18 protein-coding genes are annotated in these 16,548 nt (G+C 63.6%); 10 read left to right on the forward strand and 8 right to left on the reverse strand.

What is annotated here, in order from left to right; all coding sequences use genetic code 11:
* From pstB to phoB, 3 genes are read left to right on the forward strand one after another with little or no spacing between them, the layout of a single operon-like run.
* Entirely contained in the window at positions 1 to 801 is an 801-nt protein-coding gene (gene pstB / locus LCF60_RS08340) for a phosphate ABC transporter ATP-binding protein PstB (protein ID WP_292291053.1), read from the forward strand.
* A gap of 4 nt (positions 802 to 805) precedes the next feature.
* Entirely contained in the window at positions 806 to 1,531 is a 726-nt protein-coding gene (gene phoU, locus LCF60_RS08345) for a phosphate signaling complex protein PhoU (protein ID WP_292291054.1), read from the forward strand.
* A gap of 15 nt (positions 1,532 to 1,546) precedes the next feature.
* Positions 1,547 to 2,236 (forward strand): phosphate regulon transcriptional regulator PhoB, encoded by a 690-nt coding sequence (gene phoB, locus LCF60_RS08350; RefSeq protein WP_292291061.1) that lies wholly within the window; start codon positions 1,547 to 1,549, stop codon positions 2,234 to 2,236.
* Positions 2,237 to 2,314: 78 nt separating this feature from the next.
* Here the strand turns inward: phoB and LCF60_RS08355 are convergent, their stop codons facing one another.
* The gene (locus tag LCF60_RS08355; protein WP_292291062.1) at positions 2,315 to 3,364 is read right to left on the reverse strand and encodes an ATP-binding protein; all 1,050 of its coding nucleotides are present in this window, start codon (positions 3,362 to 3,364) and stop codon (positions 2,315 to 2,317) included.
* Complete coding sequence (locus LCF60_RS08360; protein WP_292291107.1) at positions 3,361 to 4,542, reverse strand: aminotransferase class I/II-fold pyridoxal phosphate-dependent enzyme; 1,182 nt, start codon at positions 4,540 to 4,542, stop codon at positions 3,361 to 3,363. The genes LCF60_RS08355 and LCF60_RS08360 overlap by 4 nt, the downstream gene beginning before the upstream one ends.
* A 133-nt stretch (positions 4,543 to 4,675) precedes the next feature.
* On the opposite strand from LCF60_RS08360, the gene LCF60_RS08365 reads away from it, so the two are divergent.
* From LCF60_RS08365 to LCF60_RS08375, 3 genes are all read left to right on the forward strand, one after another.
* Entirely contained in the window at positions 4,676 to 5,563 is an 888-nt protein-coding gene (locus LCF60_RS08365) for a PfkB family carbohydrate kinase (protein WP_292291063.1), read from the forward strand.
* Between the two features lie 3 nt (positions 5,564 to 5,566).
* Entirely contained in the window at positions 5,567 to 6,484 is a 918-nt protein-coding gene (locus LCF60_RS08370; RefSeq protein ID WP_292291064.1) for a pseudouridine-5'-phosphate glycosidase, read from the forward strand.
* Between the two features lie 89 nt (positions 6,485 to 6,573).
* Positions 6,574 to 7,254, forward strand: coding sequence for a DUF502 domain-containing protein (locus LCF60_RS08375; protein ID WP_292291065.1), 681 nt, complete (start codon positions 6,574 to 6,576; stop codon positions 7,252 to 7,254).
* Positions 7,255 to 7,264: 10 nt separating this feature from the next.
* Here LCF60_RS08375 and LCF60_RS08380 read toward each other — a convergent pair whose 3' ends face one another.
* The 3 genes from LCF60_RS08380 to LCF60_RS08390 all read right to left on the reverse strand — a co-directional run bounded on the left by LCF60_RS08380 (position 7,265) and on the right by LCF60_RS08390 (position 9,602).
* Complete coding sequence (locus LCF60_RS08380) at positions 7,265 to 8,296, reverse strand: patatin-like phospholipase family protein (RefSeq protein ID WP_292291066.1); 1,032 nt, start codon at positions 8,294 to 8,296, stop codon at positions 7,265 to 7,267.
* An 84-nt stretch (positions 8,297 to 8,380) separates the two neighbouring features.
* Complete coding sequence (locus LCF60_RS08385) at positions 8,381 to 9,154, reverse strand: 3-hydroxybutyrate dehydrogenase (protein WP_292291067.1); 774 nt, start codon at positions 9,152 to 9,154, stop codon at positions 8,381 to 8,383.
* Positions 9,155 to 9,233: 79 nt separating this feature from the next.
* A complete protein-coding gene (locus LCF60_RS08390; RefSeq protein ID WP_292291068.1) occupies positions 9,234 to 9,602 on the reverse strand; it encodes a nuclear transport factor 2 family protein in 369 nt (122 codons plus the stop codon).
* A gap of 242 nt (positions 9,603 to 9,844) precedes the next feature.
* Between LCF60_RS08390 and LCF60_RS08395 the strand changes: the two genes are divergently transcribed.
* Positions 9,845 to 11,662: an extracellular solute-binding protein gene (locus LCF60_RS08395; protein WP_292291069.1), complete on the forward strand. Its 1,818-nt coding sequence runs from the start codon at positions 9,845 to 9,847 to the stop codon at positions 11,660 to 11,662.
* Positions 11,663 to 11,665: 3 nt separating this feature from the next.
* The gene (locus tag LCF60_RS08400) at positions 11,666 to 11,782 is read left to right on the forward strand and encodes an entericidin EcnA/B family protein (protein ID WP_292291070.1); all 117 of its coding nucleotides are present in this window, start codon (positions 11,666 to 11,668) and stop codon (positions 11,780 to 11,782) included.
* A gap of 21 nt (positions 11,783 to 11,803) precedes the next feature.
* On the opposite strand, the gene LCF60_RS08405 is transcribed toward LCF60_RS08400, so the two are convergent.
* The gene (locus tag LCF60_RS08405) at positions 11,804 to 12,946 is read right to left on the reverse strand and encodes a glycosyltransferase family 4 protein (RefSeq protein ID WP_292291071.1); all 1,143 of its coding nucleotides are present in this window, start codon (positions 12,944 to 12,946) and stop codon (positions 11,804 to 11,806) included.
* A gap of 37 nt (positions 12,947 to 12,983) precedes the next feature.
* A complete protein-coding gene (locus tag LCF60_RS08410; protein WP_292291073.1) occupies positions 12,984 to 13,757 on the reverse strand; it encodes a family 16 glycosylhydrolase in 774 nt (257 codons plus the stop codon).
* A gap of 294 nt (positions 13,758 to 14,051) precedes the next feature.
* Here LCF60_RS08410 and LCF60_RS08415 point away from each other — a divergent pair, with 294 nt between their 5' ends.
* Positions 14,052 to 14,285 carry a hypothetical protein gene (locus LCF60_RS08415; RefSeq protein ID WP_292291075.1) on the forward strand — a complete coding sequence of 78 codons (234 nt, stop codon included), beginning with the start codon at positions 14,052 to 14,054 and terminating at the stop codon, positions 14,283 to 14,285.
* Between the two features lie 10 nt (positions 14,286 to 14,295).
* On the opposite strand, the gene LCF60_RS08420 is transcribed toward LCF60_RS08415, so the two are convergent.
* Entirely contained in the window at positions 14,296 to 14,916 is a 621-nt protein-coding gene (locus LCF60_RS08420; protein ID WP_292291076.1) for an XRE family transcriptional regulator, read from the reverse strand.
* Between the two features lie 78 nt (positions 14,917 to 14,994).
* On the opposite strand from LCF60_RS08420, the gene LCF60_RS08425 reads away from it, so the two are divergent.
* Positions 14,995 to 16,503: a class I adenylate-forming enzyme family protein gene (locus tag LCF60_RS08425; protein WP_292291077.1), complete on the forward strand. Its 1,509-nt coding sequence runs from the start codon at positions 14,995 to 14,997 to the stop codon at positions 16,501 to 16,503.
* Positions 16,504 to 16,548: the final 45 nt, after the last annotated feature.

The following is a 16,548-nucleotide window of genomic DNA, read 5'->3' on the forward strand; positions in this document are numbered from 1 at the left end:
ATGTACGATGCACCTCACTACACCACACAGGAGACGGCCGTGACTGACGTCAAAATCAAAGCCAAGGACGTGCAGGTCTATTACGGCGAGAACCACGCGATCAAGGATGTGTCGGTCGAGATCGAGAACAACACCGTCACGGCCTTCATCGGCCCTTCGGGCTGTGGCAAGTCGACCTTTCTGCGCTGTATCAACCGGATGAACGACACCATCGACATCTGTCGCGTCGAGGGCGACATCCTGATCGACGGCGATGACATCTACGACAAGCGCGTCGACCCGGTGCAGCTGCGTGCCAAGGTCGGCATGGTGTTCCAGAAGCCGAACCCGTTTCCCAAGTCGATCTACGACAATGTCGCCTACGGCCCCAAGATCCACGGCATGGCCCGCAACAAGGCCGAGCTTGACGACATCGTCGAACGCGCCCTGCGCCGCGGCGCCATCTGGGACGAGGTCAAGGACCGGCTGCAGGCTCCCGGCACCGGCCTTTCGGGCGGGCAGCAACAGCGCCTCTGCATCGCGCGCGCCGTTGCGACCGAACCCGAAGTGCTGCTGATGGACGAGCCGTGCTCCGCGCTCGACCCGATCGCCACCGCGCAGGTCGAGGAACTGATCGACGAGCTGCGCCAGAACTACGCCGTGGTGATCGTGACCCACTCCATGCAGCAGGCCGCGCGGGTCAGCCAGAAGACCGCGTTTTTCCACCTCGGTTACCTCGTGGAATACGACGATACCTCCAAGATTTTCACAAACCCCGAAGACAGCCGCACCGAAAGCTACATCACCGGACGGATTGGATAAAACCGTGAATTCATCGCAACAGCATATCTCAAGCGCCTTCGACCGCGATCTCGAAGGGATTCAGGCGCGGATCATGAAGATGGGGGGCCTCGTCGAACAGGCCATCCTCGATGCAGCGCAAGCGCTGGAAACCCGCGATCAGGAACTGGCCGACCAGGTCCGGAACAACGACAAGACGATCGACCAGCTCGAAGAGCTGCTCAACGAGGAGGCCGCCCGCGTGATCGCACTGCGCGCGCCCACCGCGGTCGATCTGCGGGTGATCCTGTCGGTCATGCGGATCAGTGCCAACCTCGAACGCATCGGCGACCTGGCCAAGAACCTGGCCAAGCGCAACGCGATCCTGATGTCGATGCCCTCGATCAACGGCGCCGCGTCGCAGCTGCGCCGCATGGCGCGCGACGTGCAGATCATGCTGAAGGATGCGCTCGACGCGTATATCCAGCGCGACGAAGCGCTGGCCCGCGACGTGATCGACCGCGACATCGACATCGACCAGATGTACAACACCCTCTTCCGCGAGTTCCTGACCTTCATGCTGGAAGACCCACGCAACATCACACCCTGCATGCACCTGCATTTCATCGCCAAGAACGTCGAACGCATGGGGGATCACGTCACGTCGATCGCCGAACAGGTGGTGTTCCTCGTGACTGGCGACAAGCCCGAAGAGGCGCGCCAGAAAGAAGATGTCACCTCGTCCGATGCGCGCCTGTCGACGACGTCTTAAACCGGAACACAGACCATGAATTCCGTCCAGCCCACCGTACTCATCGTGGAAGACGAACCGGCACAGCGCGAGGTGCTGGGCTACAATCTCGAAGCCGAGGGCTTCCGTGTCGCCACCGCCGAGAATGGCGAGGAGGCGCTGCTGCTCGTTGCCGAGGAACAGCCCGACATCATCGTTCTCGACTGGATGCTGCCCAACGTGTCGGGCATCGAAGTGTGCCGCCAGCTCAAGACGCGGCCCGACACGCGCAGCGTGCCGATCATCATGCTGTCGGCGCGTTCCGAAGAGGTGGACCGCGTGCGGGGGCTGGAGACAGGTGCGGATGACTATGTCATCAAGCCCTATTCCGTGGTCGAGCTGATGGCGCGCGTGCGCGCGCAACTGCGCCGCACCCGCCCGGCCGCCGCCGGTCTGCGGCTGGAATTCGACGATATCGTGCTGGATGCCGAAACCCACCGCGTCACGCGTGATGGAGCGGACATCAAGCTGGGCCCGACCGAGTTCCGCCTGCTGTCGACGCTGATGGAAAAGCCCGGCCGTGTCTGGTCGCGCGAGCAATTGCTCGACCGGGTCTGGGGCCGTGACATCTATGTCGACACCCGGACGGTGGACGTCCATATCGGGCGTTTGCGCAAATCCCTGACCACAACCGGCGGTGCCGATCCGCTGCGCACCGTACGCGGGGCGGGATATTCGCTGGGCTGAGCCCGTGTCACCGGCGGATGATGCGTCACCGCATCATTCCGTTTCCATCGATGGAAACGCCGCTCACCAGCGCGTCGATCAGTCCTGCTTGCCATCCAGCGGCAGGATCACCGTGAAGGTCGTGCCCTTGCCGGGCTGGCTGTCCACCTGCAACCGACCGCGGTGACGGTTGACGATGTGCTTGACGATCGCCAGCCCCAGCCCGGTGCCGCCAAGGTCGCGGGACCGATGACTGTCGACCCGGTAGAACCGCTGGGTCAGGCGGGGCAGATGTACCGCCTCGATCCCCGGCCCGGTGTCCGAGACCTCGACCCGCACGCCCTGCCCGCGCAACCGGCTCTCGTAATCCGCCGCCCCCAGACTGACCCGCACGAAACTACCGCGCTCGGAATACTTGATCGCGTTCTCCAGCAGGTTCGTGAGCACCTGCCGCAGCTGGTCGGCGTCGCCGGGAATGACCAGCGGCGCGTCGGGCAGATGCAGGGACACCTCGATCCCGGCCTCCTCGGCCATCTTTGCCAGACTGTTCCGTGTCTGCCGGATCACCGCGCCAAGCTCCACCGGATCGACCGGGCGCACCCGCTCGCTGGCCTCGACCCGGCTCAGCGACAGCAGGTCCGACACCAGCCGGTTCATCCGCGCCGCTTCGGATCCCATGATGCGCAGGAACCGCTCCTGCGCCTTGGGATCGTTGCGCGCCGGTCCTTGCAGCGTTTCGATGAATCCCAGAAGCGCCGTCAGCGGCGTGCGAAGTTCATGGCTGACATTCGCCACGAAATCCCGCCGCATCTGGTCGGCCTGTTCGACCGGCGTGATGTCCTCGAAGGACAGCAAGATGCCCGAGCGCCCCTGCATCGGCACCGGCCCGCAGGTGACGCGAAAGGTGGTGTCGTGCTGCCCGTCGCTCGCCAGGTAGCGGGTCTCGCGCCTGGTGCCGTCGCGCTGCACCTGCTCGATCGTGTCCAGCAGGTTCGGCTGGCGCAGCGCGGTGATGAAATGCCGCCCCTCGATATTCCGGCCCAGAAGCTTCTCCGCGGCGTCGTTGACCGCAAAAATCCGTTCATCCGGCGCGATCAGAAGCGCCGGGATGCCAAGCATCATCAGGACGTCGCGGGGCGCCGCGGTCATTTCCGCGCCGCCACCGCCGCCAGACCCGCGTCAAACGCCGCGATCAACGCGTCCGGATCTTCCAGACCGACGGAGACCCGGAAGAATCCCTCGCTCATGCCCAGCTTCTCGCGCGCTTCTGGCGTCAGCGCCCGGTGCGAGGACGATGCGGGATGGGACAGCGTGGTGCCCACGTCGCCCAGCGTCGGCGCAAAGGCGATCTGGTCGGCCCCCCTGGTAAAGGCATTGGCCTCGGCCCGGCCGCCCTCCAGCTCGAAACTGACCATGTTGCAGCCGCGCCCCTGCAACAAGCCCTGCGCGCGGGCGCGGTCGGGATGATCGGGCCGCGTCGGATAGAGCACCCGCTTGACGCCGGGCTGCGCCGCCAAATGGTCCGCCAACCGCGCCGCCGTCGCCTCCGCCCGGTCAAAGCGCAGATCGAAGGACATCAGCCCACGCTCGGCCAGCCAGCAATCGAACGGGCTTGGCGTCAGGCCGGTGGTGACGGCAAAATCATAGATCGCCTTGGCATGGTCGGCCTCGCGCGCCGCGACCCAACCCAGCGTCACATCCGAATGCCCGGCCAGCAGCTTTGTCACCGAATGCAGCACCACATCGGCCCCCAGTTCGAACGGCCTGACCGCGCGCGGCGTGGTGAAGGTGTTGTCCACCACCAGAAGCACGCCGGTCTCGCGGCACAGATCCGCGATGCCCTGCACATCGGCGATCCGCAGCGTCGGGTTCGACACGACCTCGATCAGCACCAACCGCGTCTCGGGCCGCAGCGCTGCCGCAACCGCACCCACATCCGTCGGATCGGCGAGGCTTGTCGCGATCCCCAGCCGGGGCAGATCGTCCCGCATCATGCGCAAGGACCGCCCGTAAAGCTGATCGCCTCCCACCACATGGTCGCCGGCCTTGCACAGCCCCAGCAGAACCGCCGTCACCGCCGCCATGCCGGACCCGACCACCAGTCCCGGCTGCGGCGCGGCTTCCATCGCGTCCACCCGGCGCGCCAGCACATCCGCGTTGGGATGGCCCTCGCGTGCATAGGTGTAGCCCTGCGCGCGGCCCTCGTACTGGTCATCCAGCCGATCGGGCGTTTCGCTTGCATAGACCACCGAGGGCATCAGCGGCGTGACCACCGGGGTCGACGCGGTTTCAGGAAGCCCACCGGGGCGCATCAGGGTCGGTTTCATCATTGTCGCTTGCCTTCGTTCAATCTTCGGCAAAGCCCTGCCACAAAGCGCCTTCGGCAACAATGGGCCGCGCAACCGCCGGTTTCGAAATCCGGGACTTGCGCTGCCCCTGTCCTCGGGCGATGAAACAGCCATGACCACCCGCCCGGATATCCTCTGCATCGGCTCCGTCCTCTGGGACGTGATCGGCCGTTCGGACCGCCACATGAAACACGGCGCCGACGTGCCGGGTCACATCACCCGCCTGCCCGGCGGCGTGGCGCTGAACATCGCGATGACGCTGGCCCGGTTCGACCTTGTGCCGGCGCTCCTGAGCGTGGTCGGCCGCGATCCCGAAGGCAACGAACTGGTGCTGGCCTGCGACCGGCTGGGCCTGATCACCGACCATATCTACCGTTCGGACGATCTGCCCACGGATCAGTACATGGCCGTGGAAGGCAAGAACGGGCTGATCGCCGCCATCGCCGACGCACATTCGCTGGAACAGGCGGGCGACAAGATCCTGCGACCGCTGATCACCGGCCCGCTCGGGTTTGTCGAGGCGCCCTTTCCCGGCCCGATCGCGCTGGATGGCAACCTGACCGAAACCCTGCTCGACCAGATCGCGCGGCACCCGGCGTTTTCCAGGGCCGACCTGCGCATCGCGCCCGCCTCGCCCGGCAAGGCCGAGCGTCTTCTGCCCTTCCTGCGCAGCGGCCACGGCGTGCTTTACGTCAACCTCGAAGAAGCCGGACTGCTCTGCCAGACCACGTTCGAAAGCGCGCCACAGGCCGGGGCCGCGCTGGTCGAACGGGGGGCGGCCCGCGCCCTGGTCACCGATGGCGGCAACGTCACCTGCGACGCCACCTCCGAGGGCATCCTCGCCGAACGCCCACCCGAGGTCATGGTGACCCGCGTCACCGGCGCGGGCGACACCTTCATGGCCGCCCATATCGCGTCCGAAATGCGTGGTGCGAACCGCCCCACCGCCCTGCACCGCGCGCTTGCCACCGCCGCGGCCTATGTTGCCGGAGGAACCTGATCCATGCCCCCCCTTCCCCTCGATATCTCGCCAGCAGTTCAGGCCGCGCTTGATGCCGACCGCCCCGTCGTGGCGCTCGAATCCACCATCATCACCCATGGCATGCCCTGGCCGCAGAACCTCGAAACCGCCCGCGCCATCGAAGCCACGATCCGCGAGCACGGCGCCGAACCCGCGACGATCGCGGTGATGGCCGGCCGCCTCTGCGTCGGGCTGGACAGCGACCAGCTCGAAGCGCTGGCGCAGGCCAGGCAGGTCGCCAAGCTGAGCCGCGCCGACATGGCGGTCTGTCTCGCCAATGGCGGCACCGGGGCGACCACCGTCGCCGCCACGATGATCGCCGCGCACCTTGCCGGGATCGCCGTCTTCGCCACCGGCGGCATCGGCGGCGTGCATCGCGGCGCGGATCAGAGCTTCGACATCTCCGCCGATCTTCAGGAACTGTCGCAGACCCCGGTCACCGTCGTTGCCGCCGGGGCCAAGGCCATCCTCGACCTGCCCAAGACGCTCGAAGTGCTGGAAACCCTGGGCGTGCCGGTCATGGCCTACGGCCAGGACGCGCTGCCCGCCTTCTGGTCGCGCGCCTCCACGCTCAAGGCTCCGCTGCGCGCCGACAGCGCCCTCGAGATCGCCAGGGCCCACCAGATGCGCCGCGCCCTCGGCCTTCCCGGAGGTCAGTTGATCGCCAACCCGATCCCCGCCGAGGCCGAGATCCCGCATGCCGAGATCCACCCGATCATCACCCGCGCCACGCAGGATGCCGAAACCCACGGCATCACCGGAAAGGCGCTGACGCCCTATCTTCTGCAACGCATCTTCGAACTGACCGAAGGGCGTTCGCTCGACGCCAATATCGCGCTTGTGCTCAACAACGCCCGTCTTGGCGCGCAAATTGCACAGGAATTGACATCGCTGCGGTGAAAAGCGGGCCAGAGCCATTTGGCCCCATTGTAGAGGACAGCGGGACCGCCTAGGTTTTGCCCGAACCAGTGACGGACCCCCGATCCCCTATGACCACCCCATTCGAACCCGAAAGACGCCGACCCGGTCTTTTCTCGCGGCTGCGGGCAAGCTTCCTGACCGGGATCGTCGTCATCGCGCCGGTGAGCCTGACGATCTGGCTGATCTGGTCGATCATGGGCTGGATCGACGGCTTCGTGCTGCCCCTGGTGCCCAGCCGGTTCAACCCCGAGCAATATATCGGCATCAACCTGCGCGGCATCGGCGTGATCTTCTTTCTGGTGTTCACGGCCTTTGTCGGCTGGGTCGCCAAGGGCCTGATCGGCCGGTCGCTGATCCGCTTCGCGGAAAGCCTCGTGGAACGGATGCCGGTGGTCCGGTCGATCTACAGCGGCGTCAAGCAGATCGCCGAGACGATCTTTGCCCAATCCGAACGCAATTTCGAAAAGGCCTGCCTGATCCAGTATCCGCGCAAGGGCATCTGGGCCATCGGCTTCATCTCGACCGACGCGCGCGGCGAAGTCGCCGACCGGGCCGAAACCATGGGCAAGCTGATCTCGGTCTTCGTGCCCACAACGCCCAACCCGACCTCGGGATTCCTGCTGTTCTTTCCCGAAGAAGACGTGGTCGAACTGGACATGAGCATCGAGGATGCGGCAAAGCTGGTGATCTCCGCCGGCCTGGTCTATCCCAATGCCAAGGATCCGACCCAGCCCGCCAAGGCCGCCTGACGGCCAGCCGCTAGTCGAACATCTGACGCAAATCCGCCGTCTGACGCTGGCCCAGATCGTGCTTGTGCTGCGCAAGGAACCCGCCCGCGGCCCGGCGGCCCGCCGCTTTCAGCTCGGCAATCACCGACGGCACCGGCACCAACTTGGTCGCCACGGACAGGTCGTTCATCAGATCGTCATCCGCGATCATGTGAACCCGCATGTTCTTCATCGCACCCGCCCGGATCGTGCCGTCGGACAGGAGCCGCTGCACAAAGGCGATGGCGCGCAATTCGCGCAGAAGCGACGAATTGAAACTGATCTCGTTGATGCGGTTCTGGATTTCGTTCGGCATCACCGGCACGGCGTCGCGCTCAAGCGGGTTGATGTTCACGATCACCACGTCATCCGGCAGATCGGCGTGGAACAGCGGAAACAGCGCCGGATTGCCGGTGTAGCCGCCATCCCAGAACGCCTCCACGGCCCCGGTCAGCGGGTCCTCCACCTCGACCGCCTGGAACATCGTCGGCAGGCAGGCCGAGGCCAGGATGCTCTGCGTGGTGATTGCGTCGCCCTCGAAGACCCGCACCTTGCCGTCGCGCACATTGGTGGCGCAGACAAAGAATGCCGGTCCGTCACGCGCGCAGACCCGGCCGAAATCGAACTGGTCGACGATCTTTTCCAGCGGGTTGTCATAAAGCGGCCCCCAGGCATAAGGCGACACCATCCGGCCAAACATGTCGCCCACCAGGTATGCCGGCGAAAACTCGAGGGACCTGCTGATCGCCCCCGGCGTCGGCAACCACGCCTGCATCCAGAAGGGCACCGCCAGGTCATCCAGCCGCGCCACCTGCGTCCAGAGCCAATCAAGATTGTCGCGCGCGCCCTGCCGCCCGTCCAGCAGCCAGCCCGCCTTGAGCGCGGCTCCGTTCAGCGCGCCCGCCGACGTCCCCGTGATCGCCGCGATCTCGAGGTCGTCCTCCTCCAGAAGCCGGTCCAGGACGCCCCAGGTGAACGCGCCATGCGCGCCGCCGCCCTGAAGCGCAAGATTGATCTTCACCATGCCGCCGCCTGCTCCTTCATCTTGCCGGATAAACTCCGGGGAGCGCGAGGGGCTGGCCCCTCGCACCTCTGCACATGCGCGCGGTCAGAGGGCGGTCCAGCCGCCATCCACCGAGATCGTCGTCCCGGTGATCTGCGCCGCGGCGTCAGAGCACAGGAACACCGCCGTGCCGCCGACCTGCTCCACCGTGGCGAACTCCTTTGACGGCTGCCGCTCGAGGATGACCTTCTGCTTGGCCTCTTCCTCTGTCATGTCGTATTTCTTCGCCGTGTCGGGGATCTGCGCCTCCACCAGCGGGGTCAAGACATACCCCGGGCAGATCGCATTGCAGGTGATGGCCTCGCGTGCGGTCTCGAGCCCGGTGGTCTTGGTCAGACCGACGATCCCGTGCTTGGCGGCCACATAGGCGGATTTGAACGGCGAGGCCGTCAACCCGTGGGCGCTGGCGATGTTGACGATCCGGCCCCAACCCGCCTTGCGCATCATCGGAAGCGCCGCGGCCGTGGTGTGAAAGGCGGAACTCAGATTGATCGCGATGATCGCGTCCCACTTTTCCGTCGGGAACTCGTCAATCGGGGCCACATGCTGAATGCCTGCGTTGTTCACCAGGATATCGCAGGCCCCGGCCTGTTCGATCAGCGCCCGGCACTGGTCCGGCTTGGACATGTCGGCCTGGATGTAGCGCACGGTCACACCGTGGTCCTTGCCGATGGACTCCGCCAGCCGATGATCCTCGGGCGTGTCGGTGAACGAATTGATCACCACATCCGCGCCCGCCCGCGCCAGTTCCTGTGCCACGCCCAGCCCGATGCCCGAATTCGACCCGGTGATGACGGCGGTTTTTCCCTTCAGCGACATGATCGCCCCTTCCATGAAGTGTTTGCTTGCGCGGCACGCTAGATGCTGCGCCTGCATAATGCAAAGGAAGGATGTCCGATCAAGCCTCGGGTGGCTGCGCTCCGAAAAAGCCGATGATCTCGGTCAGCCGGCCATCCGCACCGATCCGGCCAATGTCGATCCCCTGCACCGGGACCGACCCATCGGGCAGCACCATCCGCCACGCGAACCGGATACGGTCATGGTGGCCATCGACACCCGAGGTCAGTTCGATTCGCGCCCCCGGAAACTGGTCATGCACCCGACCGATATGCCCCACCAGCGAATCGCGTCCCAGGGCCTCGCCGCTGGGATCCTGGTACAGGCCGTCATCCGCCCAGGCCGATGTCAGCAGATCGCGGCGCCTGCCGTCATCCACCTCGCACCACGCGTCGCCATAGGCCTTTAGAACTTGGTTCAGACTGTCCATGTCGCCTCTCTTTCTGTCGCGTCACCCTTGCAGAGCGCAGGACATTCGGACAGAAAAAAACCCCGGCACGAAGCCGGGGTTAAGTTATTGAGGCAGGTTTCATACAGGCAAGAAACCTATCGAGCAGTGATCCCTTTATAGGCAATCTTTCTCCACAGTCCAAGCTAAAAGTTTGAAAAGCCAAGAAAGCCCCGTTACCTTCGCCGTCAATAAAACAAGAGCAGACAGGGAATGTTGCGAAAATGAGATCGGATTTTTTCCACCAATGGCGGCTTGGCGCGGCGATCCTGGCCCTCGCGCTCAGCGCGCAGTCCGGCGCGGCTGACCCCCAGCACGGCATAGCTATGTATGGCGACCCCGAGCTACCACCGGATTTTGTGTCCCTGCCCTATGCCAACCCCGACGCGCCCACCGGCGGCCGCATCGTCACCGGCGAGGTCGGCGGCTTCGACAGCCTCAACCCGCACATCCCCAAGGGCTCGACTCCGTGGCAGCTTCGCTTCCTGGCCTACGAAAGCCTGATGGGCCGCAACTGGGACGAACCCTTCACGCTCTACGGGCTTCTGGCCGAATCGATCGAGGTCGGACCGGGCCGCGAATGGGTCGAATTCGTCCTGCGCGAAGAGGCTGCGTTTTCCGACGGCACGCCGCTCACGGTCGAGGACGTGATGTGGTCCTATGAGACGCTCGGCACCATCGGCCATCCGCGCTACCACGGCGCGTGGAACAAGATCGCGTCGATGGAAAAGACCGGCCCGCGCAGCGTCCGGTTCACCTTCAACGAACAGGATCCGGAAATGGCGCTGCTCATCGGCATGCGCCCGATCCTGAAAAAGGCCCAGTGGGAGGGCAAGGATTTCGCCGCCTCCGGCATCGACGAGGTGCCGATCACCACCGCGCCCTACGTCATCGACGATTACGAGGCGGGCCGCTTTGTCAGCCTCAGGCGTGATCCCGAGTATTGGGGCCGCGACGTCAACTTCATGCGTGGACAGGCCAACCTGGATGAGATCCGCCTTGAATTCTACGGCGACGGCACCGCCATGTTCGAGGCGTTCAAGGCCGGAGAACTGAACTCCAGCCGCGAATTCAACGCCGAGAAATGGGAAACCCAGTATGATTTCCCCGCCATCGACAGTGGCGACGTCGTCAAGTCGGTGCTGCCGCATGAACGCCCCTCGGGCATCACCGGCTTTGTCATGAACACCCGCCGAGAAGCGTTCTCGGACTGGCGCGTGCGCGACGCGATGCTGCACGCGTTCAACTTCGAATATATCAACGAGACCATGACCGGCTCCAAGCAGCCGCGCATCACCTCGTATTTCTCGAATTCGGTGCTGGGCATGCAGGACGGTCCGGCGGAAGGCCGCGTGCGCGATCTGCTGGCCCCCTTCGCCGACACGCTCCTGCCCGGCGCGCTGGATGGCTACACGCTGCCCGTCAGCGACGGCACCGAACGCAATCGCGGCAACATCCGCAAAGCGATCTCGCTGATGGAAGAGGCCGGATATACCATCGAGAATGGTGTGATGACGCGGCCCGATGGACGGCCCTACACGTTCGAGATCGTGCTCAGCCAGGGCAGTTCGGAGAACGAGGCGATCATCGATCTGTTCACCCAGTCGCTGGAACGCATGGGCATCACCCCAACCGTCACCACCATCGATTCGGCGCAATACCAGGAACGCACAAACACCTACGATTTCGACATGACCTATTACCGCCGTGGCCTGTCGCTCAGCCCCGGCAACGAACAGAAGCTCTACTGGGGCTGTGACGGGGTCGAGGCCGAGGGCACGCGCAACTGGATGGGCATGTGTTCGCCTGCCGCCGAGGAGCTGATCGACACGATCCTCAATTCCCAAAGCCGTGACGACTTCATCGCCGCCACCCGCGCGCTTGACCGGGTGCTGACCACCGGGCGTTACGTGATCCCGATCTACCAGTGGAACATCAGCCGCATCGCTCACGCGAAAGAGCTGAAATACCCCGAGGAATTGCCGATCTACGGCGACTGGATCGGCTGGCAACCAGATGTCTGGTGGTGGGAAGAGGAGTGATCCATGCGCGCATGGGCTCTTGTGATCCTGGTCGCGGGCGCGCTTGGCGCCTGCGCCACCGTTGACGGCATCGGTCAGGACATCTCGACCACCTCCCGCACCGTGCAGGGCTGGTTCTGACATCAGTGGCGATTATCCCGGCTACCGAGGATTGACTGCCACCGAGTCGTAGAGGTCATCCAACCGTGAAGATTGGGTGCGCGCGTCAAAGCGTGAAAGAGCGTCGTCATGGGCGGCCAGTTTCATCTCGCCGAGAGCCAATGGCGCGTCAATCAAGGCGGTCAGACGTTCGATTATCTGCTCGGACAGGGTCGCGAAGGTGTCCGTTAGAATTCGCGCATATTGTTTCCGGTCCCGTTTCATGCTGAAAAGATGTGTCCACTCTCCAAGGTCATCGGTCTCGAGATGCAACAGATGTCCTGTTTTTCCCTCGACGACCAATTCGGGCAACGCACATATCTCCGTGGCAATGACCGGAACACCGCAAGCCAGGGATTCAATCACACTATAGCCGAACGTATCCGACAATGTCGGCAAGAGGCTCACGTCACAGCTTTGCAAGAGCGATATCACCTCGCTATTCGGTAACGATCCGTGGTGAATGATATTGGGCAGGGTCATGAGACCGAGATAGCGGTCGAAAAACGCCGGATCCGTCGGGTCGGTCCAGACACCGTTTTCTCCGCCCACCGTCAATTGCGAGACAATATGGAACTCGACAGGAAGATTGCGTCTCGCCGCTTCTTTGGCGGCAAGCAACAGGGCCGGCCCCCCCTTTCTTGAAAAGTGGTTGCCGACAAAGAAGACACGCAACGGTCTGTCCGCGTCAAACCTGACCGGATCATCGGGCATCACCTTCCGAGGGACATCGACCGCCGGATAGAAGCTGGAAACCAATTTCTTCTCAAGGGTCTGCAATTCACCGATATCGGCCTGCTGTTTCATGAAGGTCCTTCGCGCATAGTCCGAGATCGGGATGATGGCGCGACACCGATCAGACGCCAGTTTCTTCGTGAAATACCGAAACGCAGCGCTGCGCTCATAGGTGAAAAGACGCGGCAGATGGCTCTCGAATGAAATGACGAACGGCGTGTCGCCCAGCGGGATCCGATTGAAACTCGCAATCAAGTCCGACCCCCGCGAAGACATGATCAACGCCACTTCAAGCGGCTGCCATACCTTGTGCAAGGGAAGCCATTTGCGGGTGGAAATGCAATGACGCGAACGCTCCGGGCGGGGCGTGTTGAAGCGCGCCGGATATCCGGAAGGACGGACAACTTTCAACTTTCTACTCCCTCGCAAAGCTTTGCGTGTTGGGCGTTCATTCGCTGCAGGGTATCGAATTGATGAATGCACAACCGCTGTTCAGGGGTTGAAACGCGACATAGTCAACTTCAAGGACAAGCGGGGTGTCCGGGTATTCCAACGGACCCATCCAGTCGATCAGGGTGCCCGTCGACCAGATGCTGAAATAGATCTTCTGGGGCGGCTCTGGAATATCGGCCTCCGCTTCTTCCCTGATCAACGCGCCGTTGATATACCACCGCAGGTGGTCCGGGGTCCATTCAAAGGCGTAGACGTGAAATTCACGGCCCTCGTCGTCTACCGGATGCAGGACTTCATTCCCGCCCTCATCATTCGTGAAATAGTTGGACTGTATGACAGGGCCTTCACCCGGCTGAACGATGAATTCGAAATCGATCTCGTTGTGCGGAAGGTCTTGAGGTGCGCCAATATGCGTGAAAAAGTTCGAATTGACGCCTGACGCAAAGGACGTGCGCAGCCTGGCTTCATAAATGCCATAGCCGAATGAAGAATCCGACTGGATTTCACCACAACTATACTCGTGATCCCCGCGCGGAACATCGCTTAGTGAAAGCAGAAGCCGGTCGGTCTCGTTCGAGATCTCGACCTGATCCTCGTGCCACAAGCAATTCTGATGATCGCCATTGGTCCACCCGCTTGAAACATACCACCTGCTGCGATCCAGGGTCTGGAAATCATCCTTGAATCCCGGCTCGTTCGCTTGGATCGGTGTGGAAAGCACCGTGCATATGGTCGAAACCATCGCACAAGACACCACCGCGATACTCATTGACTTCATCAACACACACTTTGCTTACTCGATCCCTGTCGCAGACGCGGCTTGGCGACACCCCGGCCCCGACAGGCATGTTCCCCAATTTCGGCATGCTGTTCGCGGAGAACGCCCGAACAGACCCCTTGTGCCTGTCGGGCAAGCTCGGCCCACAGCTGTCTTGGCGAAGTGGCAACGCCGCGTCTGTCGGCGGAGTTCCCCCGTTTCAGGCCTTGCGACCAAAAGGCACTTCTGCGGCTCACCGCTTTGTGCCATCGTATCGCAGCGAGGGGCGTTTGGAGGAGCGCCTGAATGACCTGGACTGACATCACCGAGAATTGGCACACGGCCCTTGCCCGGCTGGAGGAACGGTTCCCCCTGCTCAACCGCGATGCCCTCGCGGATCCGCCCGCAAGCCTGAGCGGCCTGTCACACCATCTGGCGGACACGCATGATCTGACCGCGCTGGAAGCGACCGAGGAACTTGCGGATTGGCTGTTCGTGGAATCCCTGGCCCGTCAGGCCAGCGAGATGGGGCTGCACTGACAGCCCACGATCAGTTCAGCGACGTGACCCAAAGGATCGTCGCATCCTCGTCGGACACCGAGATCACGTTATGCCCCATCGTGGCGTCGTAATAGGCTGAATCGCCACGGCGCATGTCGATCGGTTCGTAGAACTCGGTGTAAAGCCGGATCACTCCGGTCAGGACATACAGGAATTCCTCGCCGTCATGGCGCACCCAGCCGTCGAATTCCTCGACAGATCGCGCCCGCACCCGCGCGCGGTAGGGCAGCATCTGCTTCTTGGTCAGGGTTTCGGCCAGAAGCTCGTGTTCATAGGTGGTTGTGGCGTGTTGTTGACCCTGCCCATTGGGCGTCATCACCATCCGGCCATTCACCTTTTCCCGCTGCGGCGGGGTGAAAAGCTGCGGCACGCTGATCTCGAGTCCCGTCGCCAGCTTTTTCAGCGCGTCATAGGTCGGCGACATCTGTCCGTTCTCGATCTTCGACAGGGTCGACCGGGCCAGCCCGGCCTGCCGCGCGGCCTGTTCCAGCGTCCATTTGCGCGCCTTGCGCAATTCGCGGACGCGCTCGCCCAGGATCAGCGGTTCGGGCTGTTCGTCGCCGCCGGCATCCCGTGCGATACGGATCAGGTTCTTCGGATCATCAGACATGCGACTGTCTATAGAGCGCCCCCGCACCCCCCGCAACCGGCGCTTGCGCAAGGCCCGATTGCGTCCTAGGGCACTGTCATGAGTTCGGTTTTCGATCCCGCCCCCTATCCGCCCTGCCCGTCGCGGTTCAACCTCGCGGCCCATGTTCTGTCCGCCGCCCACCGACTGCCCGACAAGATCGCGCTGGCCGTGCTTCACCCCACCGGCGCCCAACGCTGGAGCTATGCGCGGCTCAGGCAATCCATTCTCGGCTGCGCGACCGGCCTGCTGAACAGCGGCCTGGCCCCCGGAGACCGCCTCCTGATGCGGGTGGGCAATTGCGTGGAATTCCCCGTCGCATATCTTGCCGCGATCTCGGTCGGCATCGTGCCGATCCCCACCTCGTCGCAACTCACCGATCCCGAGGTGCAGGTCCTGATCGACATGACCCACCCGGCCGCGATCCTGCATGACGGTCTCACCGCCTGTCCGACAAGCGTACGGGTGATCCGTACGGATCAGATGCCCGACTGGTACGGTTTGCCCCCTGCCACGGTCGAATACGGCGACCCGGACCGTCTGGCCTATATCATCTTCACCTCCGGCACATCCGGCGCGCCCCGCGCGGTCTGCCACGCCCATCGCGCCATCTGGGCGCGGGGCATGATGATGGAGGGCTGGTACGGGCTGCACGAGTCGGATCGCCTGATGCATGCCGGGGCCTTCAACTGGACCTATACGCTGGGCACCGGGCTGCTTGATCCGTGGACCAAAGGCGCCACCGCGCTGATCCCGGCGCAGGGCGTCGAGCATGCCCAGATCCCGCTGCTTCTCAGGCGCCATGAGGCGACAATTTTTGCCGCAGCTCCGGGGGTTTACCGGCACATCTTGAAGTCCGGTTCGTTGGATCTGCCAAAACTCCGCCACGGCCTGTCCGCCGGGGAAAAACTCCCCGCGTCGGTTCGGGATGCCTGGCAATCCGCCACCGGCACCCGGGTCTTCGAGGCGTTCGGCATGTCGGAATGTTCGACTTTCATCTCCTCCGCCCCCGGATCACAGCTGCTTTCGCCGGAAAGCCTCGGCTGGCCGCAACCCGGCCGCCGCGTCGCGATTGTCGGCGATGCCGGACCCGTCCCCATCGGGACCGCCGGCATCATCGCCGTGCATCGCACCGATCCTGGCCTGATGCTTGGCTACCTGAATCAACCCGAAGAGACCGAGGCCCGCTATCAGGACGACTGGTTCCTGACCGGAGACATGGGCGAAATGACTGAAAACAAGGACATTCTCTACCATGGCCGCGCCGATGACATGATGAATGCCGGCGGCTTCCGCGTCAGTCCGCTCGAAGTGGAAGCCGCGCTCTTGCGCCATCCCGAGATCCACGAGGTCGGCGTCACCGACATCGAGATCAAACCAGACACCCGCATCATCGCGGCCTATTACGTGGCCGAGACCCGGATCGACACGGACAGCCTGACGCAATTCGCGGCGGACCGGCTGGCCCGCTACAAGCAACCCCGGCTCTACCAGCGCATCGGCTCGCTGCCGCGCAACGCCAACAACAAGCTGCTGCGCCGCGCCCTGCCCGACCAGCCAACGCGTTGACCTGCATCGCTTATCATTTGCCTGTTGATCTGGTAAACCGCTCGA

This window comes from Marivita sp. (genome assembly GCF_020055635.1).
GTDB lineage: Bacteria > Pseudomonadota > Alphaproteobacteria > Rhodobacterales > Rhodobacteraceae > Marivita.